The sequence below is a fragment of the Rhodanobacter sp. K2T2 genome (genome assembly GCF_013408815.1).
Lineage (GTDB): Bacteria > Pseudomonadota > Gammaproteobacteria > Xanthomonadales > Rhodanobacteraceae > Rhodanobacter.
Genome location: NZ_JACCCA010000001.1, coordinates 401832 through 426818, shown reverse-complemented (window position 1 = coordinate 426818; position 24987 = coordinate 401832). Strand labels below are relative to the sequence as shown.

Genomic DNA, 24987 nt, shown 5'->3' with positions numbered 1-24987 from the left:
GTGACAGCAACGTGGTCACGGCAGGTCGGTCGTTCAATAGGCCGATCGTCACCAGTGTGTTTCCTGCAAGGAACGATCCGGCGCGGCGTCCCGTGCCGACAGACGACCGGCTGCGCTACTCTGCAGGCGCCCGCTCCGGACTACCTCATGTCGCTCTCCCTGCTTGGATTGCTTGTGCTTTTTTCGTTCGCCGCCGGTCGCGCGGGATGGCGCTGGTTGGCCCGTAGCATCGGCGTGATCGCCCTGGCGTTGTTTCTGGCCGTGGCCTGCGGGCCGGTGCCGGCATGGCTGCTGGATCATTTGCAACGGGAGTATTCCGCCACGCCTTTCGTGCACTGGTCACCGCGCAATGTGATCGTGCTGCTCGGCGCGGGCACGGCACGTATCGACGATGACGGCCCATTGCGTCCGACGTTGTTCGCCAACGGCCGCATCCTCGAAGCCGTCACGCTTTATCGCAGCTGCAAGCTTTCGGGCGGCCAGTGCCTGATTTTCGTCAGCGGCGGCGATGCGCAGCACCACGGCACCGCGGAGTCCACCGTCTACGCCGGTATATTGGCCAAGCTGGGTGTGGCGCCACAGGACATCCAGACCGAAACGCAGAGCACCAACACGTTCGACAACGCGCGCTACAGCCGCGGCTTGATGCTGGTCTTCGATCCGCAGACGCTGGTGCTGGTGACCTCGGGCGCGCATCTGCGTCGCAGCCTGCTGTATTTCCAGCATTTCGGCATGAGGCCCATCCCTGCCAGTGGCGATGTCGTATCGGCGACGCTGGGTTTCTGGCCGCAGGCGGCGAATCTCGAACTCTGCGACCTGGCTCTGCACGAATACATCGGCGTGGCGCAGTTTCATGTCTACGAGGCGCTGGGATGGAACACCATGCCGGTACGCGGGCCGATGAAACCCAGCGGCCGGGCATGACTTTAGCTGACGGCCAGTCGGCGCCGCAGGCTCAACGCTCGCGCATCACCATCAACCGCATTTCGGTCATGTCCTCGATCGCATAGCGCACGCCTTCGCGGCCCAGGCCGGAAAGCTTCACGCCGCCGTAGGGCATGTTGTCCACGCGAAAGCTGGGAATATCGTTGACCACCACGCCGCCCTGTTCCAGCTCGTTCCAGGCGCGCATGGCGTGCGCCAGGCTATCGGTGAAGATGCCGGCCTGCAGGCCGAAGTCGGAGTCGTTGACCATCGCGATGGCGTCATCGAATTGGCTGAAGCGGGTGAGCAGGGCGAACGGGCCGAACGCTTCCATCCGGTTGGCCTTGGCGTCGTGCGGCACGTTTTCCATCAGCGTGGCGTCGAGCATGTTGCCGTTGCGCTTGCCGCCGCACAGCAGCTTGCCGCCGGCCTTGCGGGCCTCCTCGATCCAGCCGTACAGGCGCTCGGCCGCTGCCACGTCGATCATCGGGCCGAGAAAGGTGTCCTTGCGTTTCGGATCGCCGGCCTTGAGCTTTTTCACGGCAGCGACCAGCTTCTTTTTCAGCGCGTCGTAGATGTCGTCGTGCGCGATGATGCGCTGCACGCCGATGCAGCTCTGGCCCGACTGATAAAACGCGCCGAACACCAGCCGCTCGACCACGTAGTCCAGTTTCGGCCCCTGGTCCGCGTCGACGATGCACGCTGCGTTGCCGCCGAGTTCCAGCGTCACTTTTTTGTGGCCGGCGCGCGCCTTGATGTCCCAGCCGATCTGGCCGCCGGTGAAGGACAGCAGCTTGAAGCGCTCGTCCTCGACCAGCGCATTGGCGTGCTTACCGTCGAGCGTGAGAATCGAGAACGCCCCTTTGGGCAGATCGGTTTCGGCCAGCACTTCCCCGATGATCAGCGCGCCGATCGGCGTTTTCTCCGAGGGCTTCAGGACGAACGGGCAGCCGGCCGCAATTGCCGGCGCCACCTTGTGCGCGACCAGATTCAGCGGAAAATTGAACGGACTGATCAGCGAGACCGGCCCCAGCGGTACGCGCCGCGTATAGCCGTGGTAACCGTCCAGTCGACTGGCCAGCTCGAGGTTCAAGGTTTCGCCATTGGTACGCACGGATTCCTCCGCGGCGATCTGGAACGTTTCGATCAGGCGAGTGACTTCGCCGGCGGCATCCTTGATCGGCTTGCCGGCCTCGATGCACAGCGCTTCGGCCAACTCGTCGCGGCGCTCGGCAAAGCGCTTCGCGCAATGCTGCAAGACCGCTTGACGCGCCCACGGCTTGAAATCGCGCATCGGTCTGGTGGCCTTCACCGCGGCCACGATCGCCTTTTCGGTCGCCTTGGCGTTCGGTACCGCCACGCGGGTGGCGACCTCACCCGTGTACTTGTCCAGCACCTCGAGATCGGTGTTCGGCTGCTGCGGCTGGTTGGCAAGGTAGTAGGGATAGGTTTTTTTGAGCATGGCGGGAGTCCTGCGACCGATAGTTCGCAAAGGATAGAAGAGCGGCATGTTCAGCGATCGTGAGATGCGATAAGCCCGCCAGTGGCCGTCATCGGTCGAAGGCGTTGTCGGCATAGGGCAGGCGTACAATGGCGGTCTGCAACTTCCTCATGTCGTGGGTGCAACGTCCATGTCTCTGCTGATACCGATCGTCTTTATCGCTTTTCTATTTATTTCCGGCCTGCGGGTTCTGCAGCAGTATCAGCGCGGCTTGGTGTTTCGGCTCGGCAAGTATCAGACCACCAAGGGGCCGGGTCTGACCTGGATCATTCCGGTAGTGGACCGCATGCAGATGATCGATATGCGCGTGGTCACGCAGGACATCGAGCCGCAGGAAACCATGACCAACGACAACGTGCCGGTGAAGGTGCGCGCGGTCGTCTGGTACAAGGTGATCAACCCCGAGCGCGCGATCATCGAGGTGGCCAACTTCGAGGACGCTGTGCGCCAGACGGCGCTCACCAGCCTGCGCAGCGTGATGGGTCAGCACTCGCTGGACGAGTTGCTGAAGGAGCAGGAAAAGCTTTCCAGCATGCTGGGCGACATCATCGACAAGGTCACCGAGCCGTGGGGCGTGATGGTCGATCGCGTGCAGATCAAGGACGTGGAAATTCCTCAGTCGATGCAGCGCGCGATGGCGCAGGAAGCGGAGGCTCATCGCGAAAAGCGCGCTCGCATCATCAAGGCCGAAGCCGAGCACGATGCTGCGCTTATGCTCACCGAAGCGGCCACCAAGATGGGCCAGACGCCGATGGCGATGGAGCTGCGCCGCATGCAGATGCTCACCGAGGTTGGCGCCGAACAGAACACTATGACCATCGTGATGATGCCGTCGGAGTTTGTCAGCGCGGCCAGTGCGCTGGTGCGGCTGGCGGACAAGGCCACGGACGCCCCGGGCTAGTCAAAGCTCGGGCTAGCCGAGACGCTTATGCGCAGGCAGTGTCAGGTCTGATCAGTCGTCGGTGACCTTGACGCGCAGCTCGCCATCGGCAAGCCGCGCGGTCAGTCGATCGCCCGGTTGGGTGGCGGCGACCGAGCGAAGCACATGCCCGGTGTCGTCGAACACGATCGCGTAGCCGCGCTCAAGCGTGGCCAGTGGACTGATCGCGTGCAGCGCGCGAGCGATATGGCGGATGGACGTCTGTTTGCGCTCCAGCGTGAGCGCCATGGCGCGACGCAAACGCTGATCCTGTTCGGCCAACCGGCGCGCCAGCAGCGGCAGCCTTGTGCGCGGATGCTGCGCTAGCAAGCGGTTGTGCAGTCGTTCGAGTCGCGTATGGCGCTGCTGGCTCTGTTCGCGCAGCACCGCGGTGAGCCGGCTCTGCAAATGGATCAGCCGCTCGCGATCGCGGGCCAGGCGCGCCTGCGGACGCTGTGCCTGCAGTCGAGCCAGCAAATGATCGACACGCTGCGAATGCGCCTGCAGTTTGCGCTGTTGCAGCGTCAGCAGGCGCTGCTGCAGCTGCTGCAGATGCCGGGCAACCGCCACGGCATCGGGCACCAGCAGCTCGGCCGCGGCCGAGGGCGTGGGTGCGCGCAGGTCGGCAACGAAGTCGGCGATGCTGAAGTCGATTTCATGGCCGACGGCCGACACGACGGGCACGGCGCTGGCATGGATGGCGCGCGCGACGGCTTCGTCGTTGAACGCCCAGAGGTCTTCCAGCGAACCGCCGCCACGGGTCAGCAGCAGCACGTCGTAGCGCTGGCTGGCGGAGGCTTTCTTCAGCATTTTCACGATGGCCGGGGGGGCGTCGCGGCCCTGCACAGGCACGGGCAACACCTCGACGTCAGCGAGCGGCCAGCGCCGGGCCAGCACGCTGAGCACATCGCGCACCGCCGCGCCGGTGGCCGAGGTGATCACGCCGATGCGCCGGGCGTAGCGCGGCAGCGGACGCTTGCGCGCAGGCGCGAACAGGCCTTCGGCATCGAGCCGCGCCTTGAGCTGCTCGAATTCGCGCTGCAGCGCGCCTTCGCCCGCTGGCTCCATCGACTCGGCAACCAGCTGAAACTCGCCGCGGGGCTCGTACAGGCCGACCTTTGCGCGCAGCAGCACCTGCATGCCGTCGACCGGACGAAAGCGCAGCGACGCACTTTTCGGTTTGAACATCGCGCAGCGCACCTGCGCGCCGCTGTCCTTCAGGGTGAAGTACAGATGCCCCGATGCCGGCCTGGCGACGTTCGACAGCTCGCCCTCGATCCATACGAACGGAAACACGTCGCCCAGTAAGTCACGCACCAGCCGGTTCAGCGTGCTGGGTGTGAGAATCGATTTGGCGCTTTTTTCTTCAGGTACAAACATGGGAGAGCGAGCCTACCATGCGTGCGCTTGAAGAAATGAACGATTGCGGGCGGTCGCGTTAAGTTGGCGAGAGGTGCGATATTGCCGTGCCGGTGTCGATGGGATCGTCCGGCACGGCCGATATGGGCAGGCCCGTTGCGCATTGGGCCGTCGAAAGAGCTCTTGCCCGTCTTGCTCTACTCAGGATTTGCCGAGCTCTGCCTTGAGCTTTTCCAATTCGGCATCCACGGCATTGTTGCTGCGCAGGGTCTGAAGCTCTTTTTCCACATTGCTTCGATGATCCAGCGGATCGTTGAGCACCCCCGACTGCAGCAGTCCGTCCATAGCTTCCGCCTTGGCCTGCATGCCGTTGACCTTGTCTTCGGCACGGCGCATCGCGTCGGTCACATTACCCAGGCGATTGTCGATGCCGGTGAGCGACTCGGTGACCTTGACCTGCGCCTGCGCGGCGGCGTAGCTGCTTTTCATCACGTCTTTCTGGGTGCGGAACTGCTCGATGCGATTTTCCAGCGTGCTTTGGTAGTCGATCAGCTTCTTCGCCTGCGCGGAGATGTTTTCATGCGCCTTGTTCAGTGTCACTTGTTTCTCCAGCGCCGCCTGCCGCTGCGCCAGGGCGGCCTTGGCAAGGTCTTCGCGAGATGACTGTAGCGCCAGTCGCGCATTGTCCTGCGCGGTGTCGGCTTCCTGCTGGATCTGGGCGATCTGTCGTTCGAGCAGCTTTTGCTCGGTCACCACGTCAGCCAGGTGATGCTTGGTTTCCTGCAGGCCAGTGATCATTTTTTCATAGGACAGATCGAGGGTCTCGTTGGGATCCTCCATCTTGTCCAGCAGCTTGTTGGTCTTGGCATGCAGCAAATCAGCCATGCGTTCGAAGATGCTCATCGGTGTTCTCCGGATGTGACGGGCGTTAATTGTTGACGGACAGAACCAGTTGCGGGTCCGGGATGGTCGATGCATCCAGCTCTTTCGAAATGGGCACGACGGCGGTACCAACGGCAAAAAATTCGATGATGTGCGGCTGCCAGTTGTGCGAGCCCTCGTGCAGGTCGACTCCCACCACGCCTTCAGCTTCCGCCTCAATGGCTTCGTGCTGCATGCGCTCCATGGCGATCTCCCTCGCGTCGTACAGCGCTTGCGAAAAATTGATCAGCTCCACGTTGTTGCCGGCGTTGCCGAGCGTCTTGAACATGCCCTGGTGGGCTACGTGATACACGCACGATCCCATCACCATTTCCAGCGGGCGATAGCCTGCCTGCAGCAAGGTCCAGAAATCCTGGCCGGAAAGATCCGAGGTGAACGGCTGGCCCTTGGGTCCCTTGAATCCGCCATGGCCCTTCGCGTGCACCACACCGGTGCCGATGGCCATGAACTCCAGCACATCACTGTCCCACTCTAGCCGCTTCACCGTGAGATCGACGCCGACAATGCCGTCGGCGCCCATGCTCTTGGCTTCCTCGCGCATGCGCGTCATGGCGAGTTCGCGCGCCTCATACATCGCTTGCGATAGCACATCCATTTCCTGATTCTTGCTCCAGCGTCCGTACTGTACGCCCAGGTGGTAGATGCAGGTGCCAACGCAAAGTCCGACTGGCTCGAAGCCCGCCTTGCGCACCAGCAGGAACTCATTGACCGAGAAATCGGAGGTGAAGATGCCGCCCGAATGCCCCTCGCTGCGCAACCCCTTGAGTCGCTCCAGCGCGTGCTGCGGAATGGTGTTGGTATCGGTCATATCGAGCCTTCTTCCTCATTGGTGGCGTATACGTTGTGTCCGTTCGGTGCTGCATTGAGCAGCGGCGATTCGCCGTCGCACATGTCGACCACAGGTCGGATCGCGTGATGGAAGGAATCCATGCTTTTACAGTCGACGACGGTGCCGACCACGATATGGCGCCCGAGATAGCTGCGGTTCCGTTCATCGCCTGCTTCGACCAGTTGCCCGAAATGCGTGTGCGCAAGAATGCCGTTGCCCATCGATCGGGCGCTATTGCGCAGATCCTGCATCGCTCGGCGTCGCACGCTTTCCCAAAAGTGCCCCAGTTGCGTCAGCGGCTGGTTATACCAACTCGCCTGGCCGGCTAGGCTGCGGTTCCACGAGTTCAACCACTCGTAGTGCGCGCCGATGGCGATGCCGGCAGGAACGATGTCGGCCTCCAGCAGACGCACGAATTCAAGCGCGTCGACGGTAGCCACGATGGGATTGGGACTGGGCGGCAGATCCTTGACACGCACCGCGGTGCCGATGACGGTGAAATCCATGCTCGCTTCGAACTCCATGCTGATCTTTCGCATGCGTACGTCGACGATGGCATTTGCTCCGGCCGCGGCGGCTTCCATCTGCATGCGCTTGATCGCCGTCTGCCATCCGGCGGCGTGTCCCTTGGTCCAGGAAAAACCGTAGTGATACCAACACGTGCCCGAAACCAACGCAATGGGTTGCATGCCATGGCTGCGAGCTGTCAGGAGCTCGACCGGCGTCATGGTGGCAAGCCATGGCGTTTTGCCAGTGGCGGCGGCGGTTAGGCGATCCTTGACGAATGGCGGCAACTGCTTTTTCTGCAGCGCTTCTTCCCATTGCACCAGGCGCTCCGCATCGCTGAGTCCAGCGTCGTGCTGTGTCCTTCCATCACTTCCGGAAAGCGCAGGATCGTGGCGGTTATCGCGCGGACTTTTGAACCGATCAAACCAGGACATCCAGATCTCCGGTGAGGCCTATTGTGAATTTTTCTGAGCTTTGCTGCCGAAATCAGGACATCAGAAAGTCATGCAGCACGTTTTGTGCGGAGCCGCTGTGAGTGGCGAGTGCTTCTACGTCCATGCCAAGTGACTCAAGCCAAGCCGGTACTTCCATCGGCTCGTTCTTTAACGTCACGCCGCGCACGACCTTGCTTCGTTCGGCCGAAAGACGGCCGGCCTGAAAGCTCAGTGCATAACGATGATTCACTGTTTCGATGGAAACGTTCACGACATGGCTCTGTTTCGAAAACAGGCCATCTTTTTTTCGTTGCACAACGGTCTGCGAGGGGAGGGCGCTTTCCATGCGCACGGCGAAGGCTTCTATGAAGGCGCGAAGGTCGCTTTCTGACCGGCGAAAACCTGCTGCGCTCAAATCAAAATCGTTGGGGCCGCTCAAAGCGATATCTTCCTTGGACCACGGTTGCGAAAACCGGCTCATAACTTCGGCCGTGCAAAGCCCGGAAACGTTCCAGTCTCGTTGGAGGGCTTGGCGAATGTGGGGAATCCTAAACCAGCCGGCGACCGTTTCGCACGCTAAAAATTTAAGCGAAAGAAATTGCGTCATTTATGGTTCGGGCGATCATTCAAGTTGCTGTATTTGCTATGACTTATCCGAAGATGTCCGAGTTTGAGTGCGCCGAGGCGGAATTTATCGCGATAAAGCTCGTTGGCGAATGAGCTATCTGCTTACGCTTGCTTTGGACCGATTGGAGTCAATCGATCTGCGGTCGGCGACGCGCACGAATACGCCAGCCGCGAACCCCCAGATTGAGAGCGAACCAGGCGGCCAATACAGCGAATGGCCACGCTATACAGGCTGGCCACAAGATGGCAATCACCATCAACATCGCCAGCCCCAATGTCCCCAGGAGCATCGGCCCGATCGAGGCATCGCCGAGCACGCGGCGATTGGTCAGCACGGCGCCGACGCTGTTGGCGATGCGCAGTGCGCCAACCGCGGCGCGGCTGGAGCTGCCGCCGCCGTGGCGTACGCGCGGCGGCCGCGTTTCGCTGCTGCGTACTTTTTCGGTGGTGTGGCGACGGTGCTGGCGGGGCACCAGCACGATCTCGGTGGCGTTATCCAGATCGCGCTCGTATTGCGCGGCGAGCTGGCCGGCGAAGGTTTCGTCCTCTACCGCCACGTCGATTTCGTGATTGCTCAGCCAGCTGGCGATATTGAGATTGGACGACCCCACGCGCGCCCACTGGCCGTCGGCGACGGCGGTTTTGGCGTGCAGCATCGAGCCGTTCCATTCGAAGACGCGGATGCCGGCCTTCAGCAGCGGCCGGTAGCCGGCGCGCGACATGCCGGCTACGATCGGGATATCGCTGCTGCCAGGCACAAGCAGGCGCACGTCGACGCCGTCGCGCGCAGCCGAAACCAGCGCCTGCACATAGGGCGACACGCCGACAAAGTACGCATCGGTGAGCCACAGCGTTTTGGTCGCCATGGCGGCGATCAGCTGATCGAGCCGATACATGCTGGCGCTGGCTGGTTGCGTGGCGATGATGCGCACGTCCGTGGAGCCGACCGGATCGATCGGATCAGCCACGGCGGAAAACGCCGGTAGTGCAGGGCTGACCACGCCGCTCCAGCTCTGTTGAAACGCGGCCTCGATTTCCGCCACGGCGGGGCCGCGTATGGCCACGCCGGTATCGCGCCACGGCGGCACGTTGCGCGAAGCGTCGCCCAGCCACTTCGCGCTGATGCACACGCCGGAGAGAAAGCCCTGCACGCCGTCCACCACCAGCAGCTTGCGGTGATCGCGGCTGAGCCAGCCGAACGATTCGCCCAGCTGCGGCGGGTTGAACAAGTGCACATGCCCGCCGGCCGCGCGCAGCGGATTCCAGAACGAGGAGCGCGACTGGCCCAGGCAGCCGGCCCAGTCGGTGATCACGGCGACCATCACGCCGGCTTTCGCTCGCTCGGTCAGCGCGTCGCGAAATTCGCGGCCGACCGCGTCGTCGCGGATGATGTAGTTCTCCAGCAGCACGCGCCGGGTGGCGCCGCGGATCGCCTCGAGCCAGGCCTCGTAGTGCGCGGCGGCGTCGATCAGCAGTTCGACCGCGTTGCCGGTGATCAGTGGCGCGCCGGCCGCGCGGCTGAGCGCCTGCTGCGCCAGCAGGCGGTGCGTTGGTGAGGCGATGAGTGGCTTGACGGTCATGCCGCGAGTCTAGGCCATGCTTCGTCAATGTCGTGCGTCCGAAGCCGGCGGCGTTTGGTCAGGCCGCGTTTGCTGGCGTGGCTTAATCATCGACGCGTCTGGCATGATTTGGCCCATGCCGATTGAGCACTGTTATACCGACACCGAGGCGTGCGCCAAGCACGTTAGCGATCGTGTCGGCGTCGATCTTCGCGTGGCGGCGCCGCTTGGTCTGGGCAAACCGCATGGTTTGCTCAACGCGTTATACAAGCACACCGCCAACGACAGGTCGCGTTCGATGCGGCTGTTTACCGCGCTGTCGCTGACGCGGCCGCAGCCCAAGCCGGGGCTGGAGGCGCGTTTTCTGAAGCCGTTTCTCGAGCGGCATTTCGGCGCCGATCAGGTCGACCCGCAGTACGCGCTGGATCAGGCGCGCGACGCGGTGCCGTCGAATATCGAGGTGCACGAGTTCTACATGCAGTCCGGCGCGCTGCTGCACTCGGGTTCGGCGCAGCGGCAGTACATCAGTCAGAACTATACACACGTGGCGCGCGACCTCGCGTTGCAGGACATCAACGTGATCGTGCAGCTGGTGGCGCGGCGCGAGGGGCCGGACGGCGTGCACTACAGCCTGTCGTGCAATCCCGATCTCACGCTCGACCTTCTGCAACAGATCGAGGCCGCCGGCAAGCCGCGACCGTTGTGTGTGGCCGTGGTGCATCCCGACTTGCCGTACATGAGCGGCATGGCGCAGGTGGCGGACGATTTTTTCGACGTCGAGCTGCGGCCGGCATGCTCGCCCAGGCTGTTCGCGCTGCCGCGCCTGCCGGTCGATACGGCCGAATACGCGCTCGGCCTGCACGCCAGCGCGATGGTGAAGGACGGCGGCTGCCTGCAGATCGGTATCGGCGCACTGTCCGATGCGCTGGTCAAAGGCCTGCTGCTGCGCCAGCAGGAAAACGAGCAGTGGCAGCGCGCGCTGGCAGCATTGGATACCACCGGCAGTACGCGGGCGATGGCGGAACGCATCGGTGGCCTGGCGCCGTTCGCGCAAGGCCTTTATGGCGCCAGCGAAATGGTGCTCGACGGTTTCATGCATCTGCAGCGTGCCGGTGTGCTCAAGCGCCGCAGCTGGGACAATCTCGCACTGGAGCGCGCGTCGGCCCAGGGGCGGCTCAACCCGGCAACGCCGGGCGGTCACTATCTGCGCGGGGCGTTTTTTCTGGGCACGCGCGAGCTGTACGAATGGCTCGCCGAAACCGAACGCGTCGATCCCGATGCGATCGACATGTGCCCGGTGTCCAACGTCAATCATCTGTACGGCGATCATCAGGCGCTGGCGAGCTTGCAGCGGCGCGGCGCGCGTTTCTTCAACACCTGCATGATGGCGACACTGCTCGGCGCCGCGGTTTCGGAGACGCTCGACAACGGCAGCGTGGTCAGCGGCGTCGGGGGGCAGTACAACTTTGTGGCCATGGCGCACGAACTGCCGGACGGCCGTTCGGCGCTGCTGCTGCGTGCCACGCGTCAAAGCGGCGCGGGCGTGGAAAGCAATATCCGCTGGAACTACGCGCAGGCGACGATTCCGCGGCATCTGCGCGATCTGTACATCACCGAATACGGCGTCGCCGACCTGCGCGGCAAGACCGACAGCGAATGCATCGCGGCGATGCTGTCGATCAGCGACGCGCGCTTTCTGGACGCGCTGTGCGCGCAGGCCAAAGCGCAGCGCAAGCTGCCGCTCGACTTTGCGATACCCGACGCGTGGCGGCGCAATACGCCGGAGCATCTGCACGAAGCGCTGGCGCCGTTTCAACGCAACGGCCTGCTGCCGCCGTTCCCGTTCGGCAGCGACTTCACCGATATCGAACTGCGCCTGCTCGACGGCCTGAACTGGCTGAAATCATCGCAGGCGAGCTGGCGCGGTCGTTTACAGCTGCTGCGCGCGGCGTTGAATCCGGGCGAGGCCGTGCCCGAGGAGCCGGCTGCGCTGGCGCGGATGCAGCTGGAACATCCGCAGACCTTGGCCGAACGCGTGGAGCGACGGCTGCTACTGGCGGCAATGCGGCGGAAATCGTCGCCTGGCTGATGGACCCCGAATCAAGCCCGCGGCATTTCCACCGAAAACCGGCTGCCGCGGCCGGGCGCCGACGCCACGCGCACTTGATGACCGAGCGATTCGGCGGTGCTGCGCACGATCCACAGGCCCAGGCCGAGGCCTTCGCTGTGCGGATCGACCTGGTGAAACGCGCCGAACATGTCGCCGGTTTGCCGCTCGTCCATGCCCAGGCCGGTGTCGATGATCTCCACCACCGCGCGATCGCCGCGACGGCGGCAGCCGACCAGCACCGAGCCTTTCTCGGTGTACTTCACCGCGTTGGCCAGCAGGTTGCCGAGCAGGGTGGACAGCAAGGCCGGGTGGCTGCACACGCGCAGCCGCGTCGGCACGTAGCGCAGGCGCAGGCCCTTGGCTGACGCCGCCTCTCGCCAGAGTTCCAGCAGCGGTGCCAGCACGTCGGCCAGCGCTACGTCGGTCTGATCCGGGGCGACCAGTGCGCCTTCGGTACCGGCCATCGCCGCCAGCTGGGAGAATTCGCGATCGATGCGCGCCAGCGCTTCGGTCGCCACATTCAGCGGCGCGCCCTGCTCGGGCGTCAGCGTGCGCTGCACCTTGCGGATGGCGTACGAAGCGGTGCGCACCGGCGTTTTCAGATCGTGGCCTGCGATCGCCATCAGCTGGCGCCGGTAGTGGTTCGACTCCTGCGATTGGGCCAGCAGCTGGCGCAGTTCGATCTGTGCCATGGTTTGTCGCGCCAGCGCCTGCAGTGCGTCGGCCTGTGCCGCCGTGAGTTTGCGCGGTTGGCTGTCCAGCACACAGACCGTGCCCAGCGGGACACCGTCGGCGGTGTGTAGCGGTGCGCCTGCATAGAAACGCAGGTTGGGCTCGCCGGTGACCAGCGGGTTGTGGACGAAGCGGGCGTCGGCCAGGGTGTCCGGCACCACGAACAGGCCGTCTTGTTGAATGGCGTGCGCGCAGATCGAGCTGCCGATGGGTGTTTCGCTGACGCCCAGGCCCACCTCGCTCTTGAACCACTGACGGTTCTGCTCGACCAAGCTGATCAGCGCCATGGGCGTGCCGCAGATCAGCGCCGCCAGCCGGGTAATGTCGTCGAAGGCCGCCTCGCGCGCCGTATCCAGAATCTGATAACGGCGCAAAGTGGCCAGCCGATGGAGTTCGGCGGACCGGGCGGGCGGCGCTGGCTGCACCGTCGAGTCCGACATGGCGGACGGTTCAAGTGGGGTCATGGGCAACGGTGGCAGATAGGGAAAGGTATCGGCTCACGAGCCGCATCATTTTGCGCAGCTTAAGCGACTGTCTTGCTGCTGTCTTGGTGCATACGGAGCATCGGGTATTCTTAAGGCTTATCGCGCGATGTTGCGCCTGTGCTTGCCGGTTACCTTTATGAGCCCCGAATCCCCCTACCAGCCGCGCCCGGCCGAATCCGCGCCCCGCCGCCCCAGCGTCAGCGTCCAGATCGGCAAGATCATCGTTGGCGGCGGCGCGCCGATCGTCGTGCAGTCGATGACCAATACCGACACCGAGGACCCGATCAGCACGGCCAAGCAGATCGCCGAGCTGGCCCGCGCCGGCTCCGAGCTGGTGCGCATCACGGTCAATACGCCTGCCGCCGCCGCCGCGGTGCCGCGCATTGCCGACCGTCTGGCGATGATGGGCGTGGACGTGCCGATCATCGGCGACTTCCACTACAACGGTCACCAGCTGCTGGAGAGCGAACCGGCCTGCGCCGAGGTGCTGGCCAAGTACCGCATCAACCCTGGCAACGTCGGTTTCGGCAAGAAGAAGGACAACCAGTTCGCCGCGATCATCGAAAAGGCGATCGAGTACAAAAAGCCCGTGCGCATCGGCGCCAACTGGGGCTCGCTCGACCAGAGCATGGTCGCCACCCTGATGGACGAAAACGCCAAACGCGCCGAACCGTGGGATGCCTCGCACGTGGCGCGCGAGGCGTTGATCCGTTCGGCGCTGGACTCCGCCGCGCGGGCCGAGGAACTCGGCCTGGCACGCGATCGCATCATCCTGTCGTGCAAGGTTTCCGGCGTGCAGGAGCTGATCGCGGTGTATCGCGATCTGGCCGCACGCTGCAATTACGCCCTGCATCTGGGTCTGACCGAGGCCGGCATGGGCTCCAAGGGCATTACCGCATCCAGCGCGGCGCTGGCCGTACTGCTGCAGGAAGGTATCGGCGACACCATCCGCATCTCGCTCACGCCCGAGCCGGGCGGTGCGCGCACCGGTGAAGTGATCGTGGCGCAGGAACTGCTGCAGACCATGGGCTTGCGCTCGTTCACGCCGCTCGTTACCGCATGCCCGGGCTGCGGCCGCACGACGAGCGAGTTTTTCCAGGAGCTGGCCAAGACCGTGCAGGAGCACGTGCGCGAGCAGATGCCGCTGTGGCGCATCAAATACGACGGCGTGGAAAACCTCACGCTGGCGGTGATGGGCTGCATCGTCAACGGCCCGGGCGAATCCAAGCACGCGAACATCGGCATCTCGCTGCCCGGCAACGGCGAATCGCCGGCCGCGCCGGTGTTTATCGACGGCGAAAAGGCGATGACCCTGCGCGGCGACAATATCGCCAGCGAGTTTGTCGGCATTCTGGACGATTACGTGGCACGTAAATACGCGGTGCGCGATACGCATTCGTCTTGATCCATCAGCGGGATGTTTTTTCTTTCGTCGAAACTTCATCTCTCAACAACCTCGTATCCTCGATTCGCTCGCTTTTGCCTTTGGTGAGACTCATTCGGTTTCTAATTTCAGTCTCAAGAGAATTAAGGCAAAAGCGAAACTTCTTAGCGCAAAAACGTGCTTGTTGACCGCGCGTATTCGTCTGGCTAATGATCCGCGCCGGGGACCTCACGGACTGATGGCATGGCGCAGGGAATCGCTCATGGTTTGAGCTTTCTGAAAAAAGCTCACGCAGGTGAATAGTCATATTCACGCTGATACGGGAAACGACAGTTTTGCTGAGGCGAGTGTCGCTGAGATAGACAGCGGGCTTGCGTGCCTTGCCCTGATTGCGCGATTCCACGGTATTGCGTTTAATCCCGCGCAGATAGCCCACGAGTTTCAGGAGCCTGGTCGTTCCTTTGGGCGTGATCTCATTCTTTTGGCCGCTAGAAAAATCGGCCTCAAAGCCAAAGCTGTGCGATCGTCACCGACGCGTATCGCCCATTTGGCTCTACCTGCCGTTGTTATCGATCACGCCGGCCATGCGTATGTGATCGCACGTGCCAACGATCAGAAAGTCTTGATCCAAGATCCGCGTCATGCGGCGCCACAGCTGCTTTCTCCGGCTGAAGTCGAAGAGCGCTGGTCCGGCGAAGTGCTGCTTTTTACTTCGCGCGCGTCGCTGGCGGGTGAGTTGTCACGCTTTGATTTCAGCTGGTTCATTCCGGCGGTGGTCAAGTATCGCAAGCTGCTTGGCGAGATCTTGGTGATCTCGTTTTTCCTGCAGATGCTTGGGCTTGTTACCCCTCTCTTTTTTCAAGTCGTGATGGATAAGGTGCTGGTCCATCATGGGCTAACCACGCTGGATGTCATTGCCGTCGGTTTGCTGATCTGCATGACTTTTGAATCGATACTTAGTGGTTTGCGCACCTACGTATTTGCGCACACTACAAGCCGTATCGATGTAGAACTTGGTGCGCGCTTGTTTCGCCATCTTTTAGCACTGCCGCTGGCCTACTTTCAGGCGCGCCGTGTCGGTGATTCCGTAGCGCGAGTCCGCGAGCTGGAAAATATCCGAAGCTTTTTGACTGGCAATGCCATTACGCTAGTGATGGACGTGCTGTTTTCGTTTGTATTTATCGCGGTGATGTGTTGCTACAGCGGTTGGCTCACGTTGGCAGTGGTTGCTTCGTTACCGCTTTACGCGTTCTTGTCCGTGGTTTTAACCCCCGCTCTACGTGCGAAGCTTCGTGACAAGTTCAATCGTGGCGCCGAGAACCAGGCCTTTCTGGTCGAGACCATCAGCGGCATCGATACCGTCAAGGCGATGGCGGTAGAACCGCAAACCACGCGGCGTTGGGACAACCAGCTGGCAGGCTATGTGGAATCCGGCTTTCGCACCACGGCGCTCGGTACGGTTGCGCGGGAAGGCGTCAATTACGTCGGCAAATTGGTCACCGTAGTCACTATCTGGGTGGGGGCGCGTTTAGTCATCGATGGCAGCATGACGGTGGGCCAGCTGATCGCCTTCAATATGCTCGCCAGTCGCGTGGCGCAACCGATCATGCGCATAGCCCAGTTATGGACGGATTTCCAGCAAACCGGTATCTCCATGCAGCGGCTGGGTGACATTTTGAACGCGCCCACTGAGTCGGCCAACAGCAATCGAAGCGCGTTGCCAAGGCTAAAAGGCAGCGTCGAACTCGATAACGTCAGCTTCCGGTATCGCCCGGGTATGCCCGAAGTGCTGAGCGGCGTGAGTCTCGTCGTACAGCCAGGTGAGGTGATCGGCATTGTCGGCCGCTCCGGTTCTGGCAAAAGCACGCTGACGAAACTTATCCAACGCCTGTACGTTCCCGAACGCGGCCGCGTACTGGTGGATGGCGTGGACCTGGCGATGGTCGACGTGTCATCGCTACGTCGGCAGATCGGCGTGGTGTTGCAGGACAACATTCTCTTCAACCGGACGCTTCGCGAAAATATCGCGCTGGTAGACTCCGGTGCGCCGCTGGAAGCCGTCATCGCGGCCGCCAAACTTGCCGGCGCGCACGATTTTATTCTCGATCTTCCCGAAGCCTACGACACCATGGTGGGCGAGCATGGCTCGACGCTATCAGGCGGGCAGCGGCAGCGGGTAGCCATCGCGCGTGCGCTGATGAACAACCCGCGCATCCTGATTTTCGATGAAGCCACCAGTGCGTTGGATTATGAATCCGAACGTATTATCCAGGCCAATATGCGTTCCATCTGTCAGGGGCGAACGGTAATCATCATCGCGCACCGCCTCTCTGCGGTGCGCGATGCGAACCGCATCATCGTGATGGATCGCGGCTGCATTGTGGAGCAGGGGTCGCATACCGAGTTACTCGTTCATCAGTTGGGCCATTACGCCCGATTGCATCAACTTCAGCACGGGTGAAGCCATGAGCCTGCGTCAGCAAGCTTTAAGCGATTTGCGGGAACGTTACACGCAGGTATTCAAGGCCTCGTGGCGCCTACGCACCGAACTCGATACGGTGCCGCGTATGCGGCATGAAAACGAGTTTCAGCCGGCCGCACTGGCCTTGCGCGATACGCCGATGCATCCGGCGCCGCGCGTTGCAATGTTTGTCATTGCGGCACTATTGACCGTGGCTCTTGCCTGGGCCTGCTTCGGCAGCCTCGATATCGTGGCCACCGCCAAAGGCAAAATCGTACCTACGGGCGAAGTGAAGACGATCCAGTCGCAGGATACCGCGGTAGTGACGGCCATCCATGTCGTCGACGGACAACAGGTCAAGCGTGGTCAGCCCCTGCTTGACCTGGATGCCACCGATGCGCAGACCAACGCCGTCCATGCGCAATCCGACCTCAGCGCGACCCGTATCGAAGCGTTACGCGGTCGCGCGATGCTCGATGCAATCGACAAGGGTCACGAGCCGGTGTTGGGCCAAGATAACGACTTGGATCGAGCTACGGCGGAGGCAGAGCGCCATGTATTGGAAGGCGAGTATGCCGATTACCTCAGTACCGTGCAGGAAATGGGCGCCGATATCGCACAGAACGCAGCCACCTTGCATGAAATCGATGCGCAGATTCGAAAGCTCGCCGACACCTTGCCCATCGAACAAAAAAAGGAAAAGGACTTTGCCGGCCTGATCGTCAACGGCGACGTCGGCCTGCACGACTATTACAACGAACAGCAGGCTGTCATCCAGATACAGCAAGATCTCTCGGCCGAACGCGCCAAACTGGCGGAAGCCGAGGCAACGCTCGATGCATCCCAGCGCAAACGCGAGGCTTATATAGCGCAGACGCGTCGTACCTGGCTGGAAAAAATCCACGATGACGATGCTAAGGCGGCCGGTCTTGTCCAAGACCTGACCAAGGCGCAGCAGCGTGGCCGGCTTATGCGCCTACTAGCGCCGGTGGATGGCACCGTGCAGCAACTCGCCGTCCATACCGTGGGCGGCGTCGTGACTCCTGCGCAGGTGATCATGACGCTGGTGCCCGATCAAGGTCCGCTGATGGTGGAAGTCACCATAGACAACCAGGACATCGGTTTCATCAAGAATGGCCAGATCGCTGAGGTAAAAGTGGAAACCTTCCCGTTCACCCGCTACGGCACGCTGCACGGCACCGTCGTGCAGGTATCCAACGACGCCAAGCAGGACGACACCGACAAGAAGAACTGGGTATTCACCGCCCAACTGGCGCTATCGCAGAGCACCATGCAGATCGAGGACCGGGAGATTCGTCTGACGCCAGGCATGACTGTGACCGCGGAAATCAAAACGGGGCGCAGGCGGATTATTGGTTATCTGCTTAGTCCGTTGATGCAGCATGCGCGGGAGAGTTTGCATGAGCGTTGAGTGAGGTCTAGCAGAGACAGTTATTCAACCTCAGAGAGCGGAGACCGAAATGATTTTGGAAAGAAGAAGATCGACGCGAAGGAATCGCCGGAAAGCGTTCGTCTCCATGTTTCTGGCAAGCTCCATCTGCCTCGTATGTGATTCTGCTGGATATGCGCAAGTGCAGAACGCCCCCCGCTTAGTACCTTCTTCTGCAAGCACGCCGAATTCAAATTCTAGCGTGAATTTTCAGCCACTCACGGACGATTTTTTAAATACCTTAATTAACTTGCCAAAAAATCATCAAGGTAAAATCGCTTATGACGACATTAAGGCAGTAATTTTGCGCGAAACAAATTGCGTAAACGACAAATACTCTGAGTCAAACGGAGTAACGAGTGGCACCAAGAATATTAAATTCATCTGGGTCAAATCGCATTGTCTCGACGGGATGAAAGTGGAATATGTTGGAGAAACCAGGCCGCGAGAAGGTAGCAATTTTAAGTACAAACTCGCGTTAAATTGGTATCCATCCTCGAAGGCAGAGTGCATATCCGCAGGGCATGTCATGGCGTTGGTCAAAGAGGATGGCTGGAACTTCCCGCCTGTAAATCCACGCCCGGGAAGGGAATCTCAGGAGACGGATGAGGGACTCTCAAACTACCAATCTTTTCAGTCCAGTGCCGCGGGCGGCGCAGCGCTGGTTTTTCTGTGGACTCTTCCTGTGGGGAGTCACTCGATAACGGCAGTGCCAATAGAACAGAGCTGTCTTGCGAGTCTTGTGTTTTCTGAGCATCAATAACGAAATTGGCAAAAGACCACTTCTAAGGTCGTCGTGAAAATGTTTCAAAAAATTCAACGAAAGGGATAGTAGTTATGTCAATGAATCTTCAAGCCCACGGCACGATGTCTGATAATGGCTTTAATAATGCGGAGGCTGCTGCGACGACGCCCGCACCATCCGGTAATACAATGTTCTACCCTAACGTTTATATATTCGGTGCAGTGAATGGAAAAAAAATAAATCGTATAAAAAGAAATTTTTTTCTTAACCTGGTTTGTGTTTTTGCTTTTTCTTTTGCTTCTTCAAATTCGATTGCAGGGAATTTTAGTAGATCTTCAACAAATAAAGACGCTAAAGACCCCACTTTTTTTTCTCCAACAACAGTGAATGGCATGCGTTTTAGCGGTATGGCAGATATTTGGAATAATATTTTGCCCTACGTAATTAATGATGGAGGATTCATAGATACCGAGAATTTCGAGAAAATTTTCGGAGTCAAGTACCAGGTATTAACAAATATGCCAGATGGCAATACCTTAGCGACTTTTGATAACAAAAATTATAATGGGTTATCCGTGCGGTTAGAAAATAGTAAAAATGAAGGTTACAAAAAAGCCAGATATCGTTGGATGGAAGCTCAGATACCGCCAAGTGTCGGTCCATCTGAGATTTCGTTGCTTAATTTTTCTTGTATAGGTGGATCGCAATTAAGTTTGGCGCATGTTCATGCCGACTTGCTTACTCATGGTTTTACCTATCAAGGAAACATAAATTTTTCATCTCTCTCGCCGCGAGTTGAGATTTTTTCAAAATTTGATGGCCTTGAAAGACTTTTTATTTATTATGAAAAATCCATAAATTCGGCAGCTGAGGTTAGCTCAATTAATATTGTTGGTTTTAGATTGACTGTAAAATCGCATTAGCTCGCTATATTTATTTAATTTTAAATTAAAAGGATTTGTAATGACGAACCCTACAATCAATGAATCCGCTTTTTCGGCATCAACTAACAATAGTTCTGCGTTTACTAACCTATTAAGTACGTTTAATTATTCGCCGGTGCTGGTTAACTATATTAATTCTTTTACTAGTTATGCTGGGAATACTATTGTTATTGGTGCTGCCGGAAGCGGTAGCAGTACGGCTGGTACGACAAACGGTAATTTGACTATAACCTTAGATCCTAGTTATTTCTCTGGACCAAATCAGCTTACTCCTGAACAAATTGGCATCGTATTTGCTCACGAATTGGGACACGCAGAAGATAGCAATGGACTTTATTCTGACTATTCACCGACTAGTCCCGCTTCAGCCGCCAATGATGATGCTCAGGCGGAAGGTGTTGCGTCAGTTGCATCTTATAATGTAGCTAATGACTTCAATAATTATAATGTTCTTAATAACGTAAACAGCCCAACGCTATATGCAAATAATATCCAGGCTTTTTCATCAGCAATTTCAAGCGCTTCGGCAAATGGATTGAGTGCTGAAATTTCTGCTGCGGGCGCTGTAATATCGAGCGAAAACCCTTCAACTGCAACAAATATCACCTATTTCCAGTTTTGGGAAGACGGGTACGCGATTAGTGCCTGCGACAGCTCATCTACGATTAATAATGCAAACTTGAATAATGCCACAATAAACTGGAGTGCCGTTACACCGTCTAATTTAAATGTTCAGACAAACTCAGACGGCTCATGGAGTGTTTCTTCGTCTAATATTTTCGATAAAAGCGGAGATAGTCTAACTATAAATGGATCGGAAAATGCGTCCGGTAATTTAACCTGTATTATTGATAAGACATCTTCAATGAATAGTCTTTCTTCTTATTTGACAGGAGAAGATATTACAGACGCCATAAGTAATGCCACTGTCCAAGCTGCGCCAGATTCTCAATCGATTATTGCAGGCTCAAACAACAGCATCAATAGTGGCTTTGGTGCCGTCACAACGCTGCAAGGCAACAACAACAATATAGCTTTGACAGGCGGCACTGTAGACACAGCCGATAATGATACAAGCGAGGTGTTCAATGGTTCGAATTTCACGCTGAATGCTTCGGGTTTGCTTTCTGGCACCGCCACCGGCATGAACGACATCTTCAACTTGGCTGCGAGCAGCGGGTCGACGTTAGGCATCTCGGGCACGGCCGATGTCGCCAACTCGGTCGGCAATACGATTCAGCTGGACGGGGCGGGCAGTGCAGCCACCGTGGCCGGTGCAGACACAGTAGACCTGAACGCCGCCAATCAGAAGCTGACCTTGAGCACGACGGGTGATACGGTGGATACGATCGCCAGTGATACGGGCGAAGCGATCACCGGCTCGGGTCTAACGCTGGATGGGACGGGCCTTTTTTCTGGTGTGGTCACCGGAACGAACGACACGTTCAATCTGGCTGCGAGCAGCGGGTCGACCTTGGGCATCTCTGGCACGGGCGACGTCGCCAACTCGGTTGGCAATACGATTCAGCTGGACGGGGCGAGCAGTGCAGCCACGGTGGCCGGTGCGGATACGGTGGACCTTGAGGCAGCCAATCAGGCACTGACGCTGAGCAAGACAGGCGACACCGTGGATACGATTGCCAGCGATACGGGCGAAGCGATCACGGGTTCGGGTCTAACGCTGGATGGGACGGGCCTGTTTTCTGGCGTGGTCACCGGTTCGAACGACGTGTTCAACCTGGCTGCGAGCAGCGGATCGACCTTGGGTATCTCGGGCACGGCCGATGTCGCCAACTCGGTCGGCAATACGATTCAGCTGGACGGGGCGAGCAGTACCGCCACGGTGGCCGGTGCGGATACGGTGGACCTGCAAGCTGCAAACCAGACGCTAACTCTGAACAGCACGTCGGGCGATACCGTCGACGCTGTCAAAAACGACACCGACGAAACCATCGACGGCAGTGGATTTACGCTTAACGGTGCCAGTGGTCTCACCGGCTATATTGGTGGATCGAACGACACGCTTAATCTGGTCAGCAACAGCGGTACGTCACTGGGGCTGATCGGGGGTGGCGACACGGTGAACTCAATCGGTAACGCGATCAACTTGGGCGCGGCTGGCTCGTCTGCAGATGTCGTGGGATCGGGCAACACGCTGGGTCTGGAATCGACAGGGCAATCGTTAACAGCCAGTTCTGGCAACACCATCGACACATCGGCCAATTCGACAGGTGACCTGCTTTCGTGCACCAGCGATACGATTGATGGCGGGAGCGGCTTTAGCGCGCTGATCTCCGGTACCAACAACACAATTAATTTGACGTCTAACAGTGGCTCGGGTGTGGAGTTGTACGGTAGTGGGGATACTACCAATGCCGTCGACGATGCGGTGTATCTGAATGCCGCGAACCTCTCCGACACCGTCGTGGGTACTGGCGATAAAGTGGGTCTCAATGCATCGGGCGATATCTTGTCGATGAGTTCGGCGGGCGATACGGTGGATGCGGCAGCCAATTCCACTGGAGACCTCATCACCGGTACCAGTGAGACGATTGATGGCGGCAGCGGGTTCACGGGCCTCATCTCCGGTACGAACAACACGATCAACCTGACCGCCAACAGTGGGTCGGGCGTGTCGCTGTACAGCAGCGGTGACACTACCAATGCCGTCGGCGATGCGGTGTTCTTGAATGCGGCGAGTATTGACGAGACGGTAACAGGGGCGGGCGACAAGGTATATCTGAACACGGCTGGCGATCAGCTGACTCTGAGTACGTCAGGCGACACGGTGGATACCGCAGCCAATGCTACCGGTGAGATCGTAGCCGGCTCAGGTGAGACGATTGACGGCGCCAGCGACTACACCGGCTTCATCGTGGGATCCAATGATACGGCGAATCTGACTTCTAACAGTAGCTCGTCGATTGCGTTTTTCGGTCAGAACGACGTCGCTAACTCGGTGGGTAACAATCTGTACCTCGCACAAGCCGGTGATAGTGGCACGGTGATAGGTAGTGACAACACGATCAGCCTTAACGCGAGTACCCAGGTGCTGACAGTGGATACCGCGGGGGATACGGTGAGCACCGCAGTCAACGACACTGGCGAGACGATCACTGCGACGGGAGATACGATTGATGGCAACACGGGCTTTAACGGCAACGTGCTTGGCAGCAACGACACCGTGTCGCTAGACGCCAACAGCGGTAGCTACGTGGGGGTTTATGGCAGCAATCAGACGGTGGATTCCACGGGCAACTCGATAAATCTGGCGGCGAGTGCCAGTGCCACGATCAACGGCGTCGACACGATCGGACTGTGCGGCGTCAACGATTCGTTGACGCTGGATTCTCAGGGTGACACGGTCAACACGTTGGCCAGCGATACCGGCGAGACCATCACTGCCACAGATGCCACTGTCAATGGAAGCACGGGTAGCTTCAGCCTTAACGGCAACAGCAACACCTTCAACGATGGATCCGATGCGAGCCTCAATATCTCTGGCACGGGCGACAATGTTTCGATGGGCTCGGGTGGCTACGTAGGTCTGGTTTCCGGCACCAGCGACACGATCAGCTTGAACAGTGGAACAATCGTTACGCTCAACAACGTGGGCGGCACGTTTGATGGCTCAGGCAACACGATCAGCGCTGGCAGCGGCACGTTTGCAATCGATGGAAATAGCAACAAGTTTGGCGATGGTGCGGATACCAGCATCAATATCTCCGGTACCGGCGATACCGTGTCAGTGGGTAACGGCAGCTACGTCGGTCTGGTTTCAGGCACCAGTGACACGATCGATCTAACAGACGGCACAATCGATACGTTGAATAACGTGGGAGGCACGGTGGATGGTTCCGGCGACACCATCAATGCAGGTACCGGAAACTTCGTGCTCGACGGCAATAGCGATGTGTTTCATGGTGCCGCGGATGACCCGCTATCGATATCGGGCCAGAACGACACGATCTATCAAAGTAACGCCACGATCGACATCACGGGCAATGACACGACGACGATCGACGGTTCCAACGATAAGATCGTGGGTGGATCGGGCGACAAGTTCACGATTACGGGCACGGATGACGACGTGTCGGCTACGGATAGCTCGGTGGCATTCGATGGAACCAACACGGGCGACGACGTGGTGGGAGCGAGCGATACCGGTTCGAACTGGGCCGCGCCCGATCCGGACGATGGCAGCGGTGATGGTGGATACGGTGGTTATAGCGGTGGTGGGGATGGTGGCGGTGACGGCGGCTACGGCTATGGTTTTGTAAAATGGAAGGGCCGTAGTCCCGATGCGGCGAAGGTGGCCAAATACGCCGGTGCCTCACAGGGCAGCGTCTATGAGCAGGCGTCCTGGGCGGATAAAACGGTGACGTGGAGCTTTGCGCAGGGCAACCAGGCCGCGCAAAGCAGCGATCCGTTCAGTAGTTACATCAACGCCCCTAAAGAAGAGGCCGCGGTGGAAGAGGCTTTCCAGGCGTGGGCGAAAGCGTCGGGCCTGAACTTTGTCGAAGTGCCGGACTCGGCGGCATCGGATATTCGGGTGGGCTTTGGCGACCTCAATACGTCCACGAGTAACGTGATCGGCTTGACCAATTACACCAGTACAAACGGTCAGCTGAATGCCGGTGCGGTAGTGCGACTGGAGGATCCCTCGCAGACAGCTCTGGTCGCCGGGTCGAATGGGCAGCTGGTGTATGGCTCAACGGACGCCAGCCTGGAACAGGTGGCGCTGCACGAGATCGGCCATGCGCTGGGTCTGGCCGACAACGGCAATGCCGACTCGGTGATGGACTATCTATTGAGTTCCTCGAATCAGTCGTTGAGCGCAACGGATGTGGCCGGTATCCAGTCGCTCTACGGCAGCGGGTCGTCGTCCAGCCCCCCATCCTCTTCGATGCTAGGTGTGAATAACCAGCTGCATCAGCTGGTCCAGGCGATGGCGTCATTCGATGCGGGTGACGGCGCTTGGGAGAGTAGTGACCCGTTGGTACCAGCGATGCACCACACAGCATCGCTGGCGGCAACGAGTGCGATGTCCTCGCACCTGGCGCGGGTGGCGTAAT

17 protein-coding genes are annotated in these 24987 nt (G+C 59.3%); 9 read left to right on the top strand and 8 right to left on the bottom strand.

Annotated elements, in window-relative coordinates; genetic code table 11:
- Nucleotides 1–147: 147 nt before the first annotated feature.
- Nucleotides 148–924, top strand: coding sequence for a YdcF family protein (locus HDE78_RS01775; protein WP_179476797.1), 777 nt, complete (start codon nt 148–150; stop codon nt 922–924).
- A 31-nt stretch (nt 925–955) separates the two neighbouring features.
- Here the strand turns inward: HDE78_RS01775 and HDE78_RS01770 are convergent, their stop codons facing one another.
- Nucleotides 956–2386 carry an aldehyde dehydrogenase family protein gene (locus tag HDE78_RS01770; protein ID WP_179476796.1) on the bottom strand — a complete coding sequence of 477 codons (1431 nt, stop codon included), beginning with the start codon at nt 2384–2386 and terminating at the stop codon, nt 956–958.
- Between the two features lie 169 nt (nt 2387–2555).
- Between HDE78_RS01770 and HDE78_RS01765 the strand changes: the two genes are divergently transcribed.
- Nucleotides 2556–3326 carry a slipin family protein gene (locus HDE78_RS01765; RefSeq protein ID WP_179476795.1) on the top strand — a complete coding sequence of 257 codons (771 nt, stop codon included), beginning with the start codon at nt 2556–2558 and terminating at the stop codon, nt 3324–3326.
- A 51-nt stretch (nt 3327–3377) separates the two neighbouring features.
- Here HDE78_RS01765 and xseA read toward each other — a convergent pair whose 3' ends face one another.
- From xseA to HDE78_RS01735, 6 genes are all read right to left on the bottom strand, one after another.
- A complete protein-coding gene (gene xseA / locus HDE78_RS01760) occupies nt 3378–4724 on the bottom strand; it encodes an exodeoxyribonuclease VII large subunit (protein WP_179476794.1) in 1347 nt (448 codons plus the stop codon).
- A 180-nt stretch (nt 4725–4904) separates the two neighbouring features.
- Nucleotides 4905–5606: a PspA/IM30 family protein gene (locus tag HDE78_RS01755; protein ID WP_179476793.1), complete on the bottom strand. Its 702-nt coding sequence runs from the start codon at nt 5604–5606 to the stop codon at nt 4905–4907.
- Between the two features lie 25 nt (nt 5607–5631).
- Nucleotides 5632–6453, bottom strand: a complete 822-nt coding sequence (locus HDE78_RS01750; RefSeq protein WP_179476792.1) for a heavy metal-binding domain-containing protein — start codon at nt 6451–6453, stop codon at nt 5632–5634.
- A complete protein-coding gene (locus HDE78_RS01745; RefSeq protein WP_179476791.1) occupies nt 6450–7415 on the bottom strand; it encodes a heavy metal-binding domain-containing protein in 966 nt (321 codons plus the stop codon). The genes HDE78_RS01750 and HDE78_RS01745 overlap by 4 nt, the downstream gene beginning before the upstream one ends.
- Before the next feature lie 52 nt (nt 7416–7467).
- The gene (locus HDE78_RS01740) at nt 7468–8022 is read right to left on the bottom strand and encodes a hypothetical protein (RefSeq protein WP_179476790.1); all 555 of its coding nucleotides are present in this window, start codon (nt 8020–8022) and stop codon (nt 7468–7470) included.
- Between the two features lie 148 nt (nt 8023–8170).
- Entirely contained in the window at nt 8171–9622 is a 1452-nt protein-coding gene (locus HDE78_RS01735) for a phospholipase D-like domain-containing protein (RefSeq protein WP_179476789.1), read from the bottom strand.
- A 115-nt stretch (nt 9623–9737) separates the two neighbouring features.
- On the opposite strand from HDE78_RS01735, the gene HDE78_RS01730 reads away from it, so the two are divergent.
- A complete protein-coding gene (locus HDE78_RS01730) occupies nt 9738–11690 on the top strand; it encodes an acetyl-CoA hydrolase/transferase C-terminal domain-containing protein (RefSeq protein ID WP_255457551.1) in 1953 nt (650 codons plus the stop codon).
- Between the two features lie 11 nt (nt 11691–11701).
- On the opposite strand, the gene HDE78_RS01725 is transcribed toward HDE78_RS01730, so the two are convergent.
- Nucleotides 11702–12883: a GAF domain-containing sensor histidine kinase gene (locus tag HDE78_RS01725; RefSeq protein ID WP_255457549.1), complete on the bottom strand. Its 1182-nt coding sequence runs from the start codon at nt 12881–12883 to the stop codon at nt 11702–11704.
- Nucleotides 12884–13064: 181 nt separating this feature from the next.
- Between HDE78_RS01725 and ispG the strand changes: the two genes are divergently transcribed.
- The 6 genes from ispG to HDE78_RS01695 all read left to right on the top strand — a co-directional run bounded on the left by ispG (nt 13065) and on the right by HDE78_RS01695 (nt 24986).
- Entirely contained in the window at nt 13065–14333 is a 1269-nt protein-coding gene (gene ispG, locus HDE78_RS01720) for a flavodoxin-dependent (E)-4-hydroxy-3-methylbut-2-enyl-diphosphate synthase (protein WP_179476786.1), read from the top strand.
- A gap of 337 nt (nt 14334–14670) precedes the next feature.
- Nucleotides 14671–16773 carry a type I secretion system permease/ATPase gene (locus HDE78_RS01715; protein ID WP_343205651.1) on the top strand — a complete coding sequence of 701 codons (2103 nt, stop codon included), beginning with the start codon at nt 14671–14673 and terminating at the stop codon, nt 16771–16773.
- Between the two features lie 4 nt (nt 16774–16777).
- A complete protein-coding gene (locus HDE78_RS01710) occupies nt 16778–18205 on the top strand; it encodes an HlyD family type I secretion periplasmic adaptor subunit (protein WP_179476785.1) in 1428 nt (475 codons plus the stop codon).
- A 49-nt stretch (nt 18206–18254) separates the two neighbouring features.
- On the top strand, nt 18255–18986 hold the full coding sequence (locus HDE78_RS01705; protein ID WP_218861911.1) for a hypothetical protein: 732 nt from the start codon (nt 18255–18257) through the stop codon (nt 18984–18986).
- Between the two features lie 74 nt (nt 18987–19060).
- Entirely contained in the window at nt 19061–19891 is an 831-nt protein-coding gene (locus HDE78_RS01700; protein WP_179476783.1) for a hypothetical protein, read from the top strand.
- Nucleotides 19892–19931: 40 nt separating this feature from the next.
- Nucleotides 19932–24986: a matrixin family metalloprotease gene (locus tag HDE78_RS01695; protein WP_179476782.1), complete on the top strand. Its 5055-nt coding sequence runs from the start codon at nt 19932–19934 to the stop codon at nt 24984–24986.
- The last annotated feature ends 1 nt before the right edge of the window (nt 24987 follow it).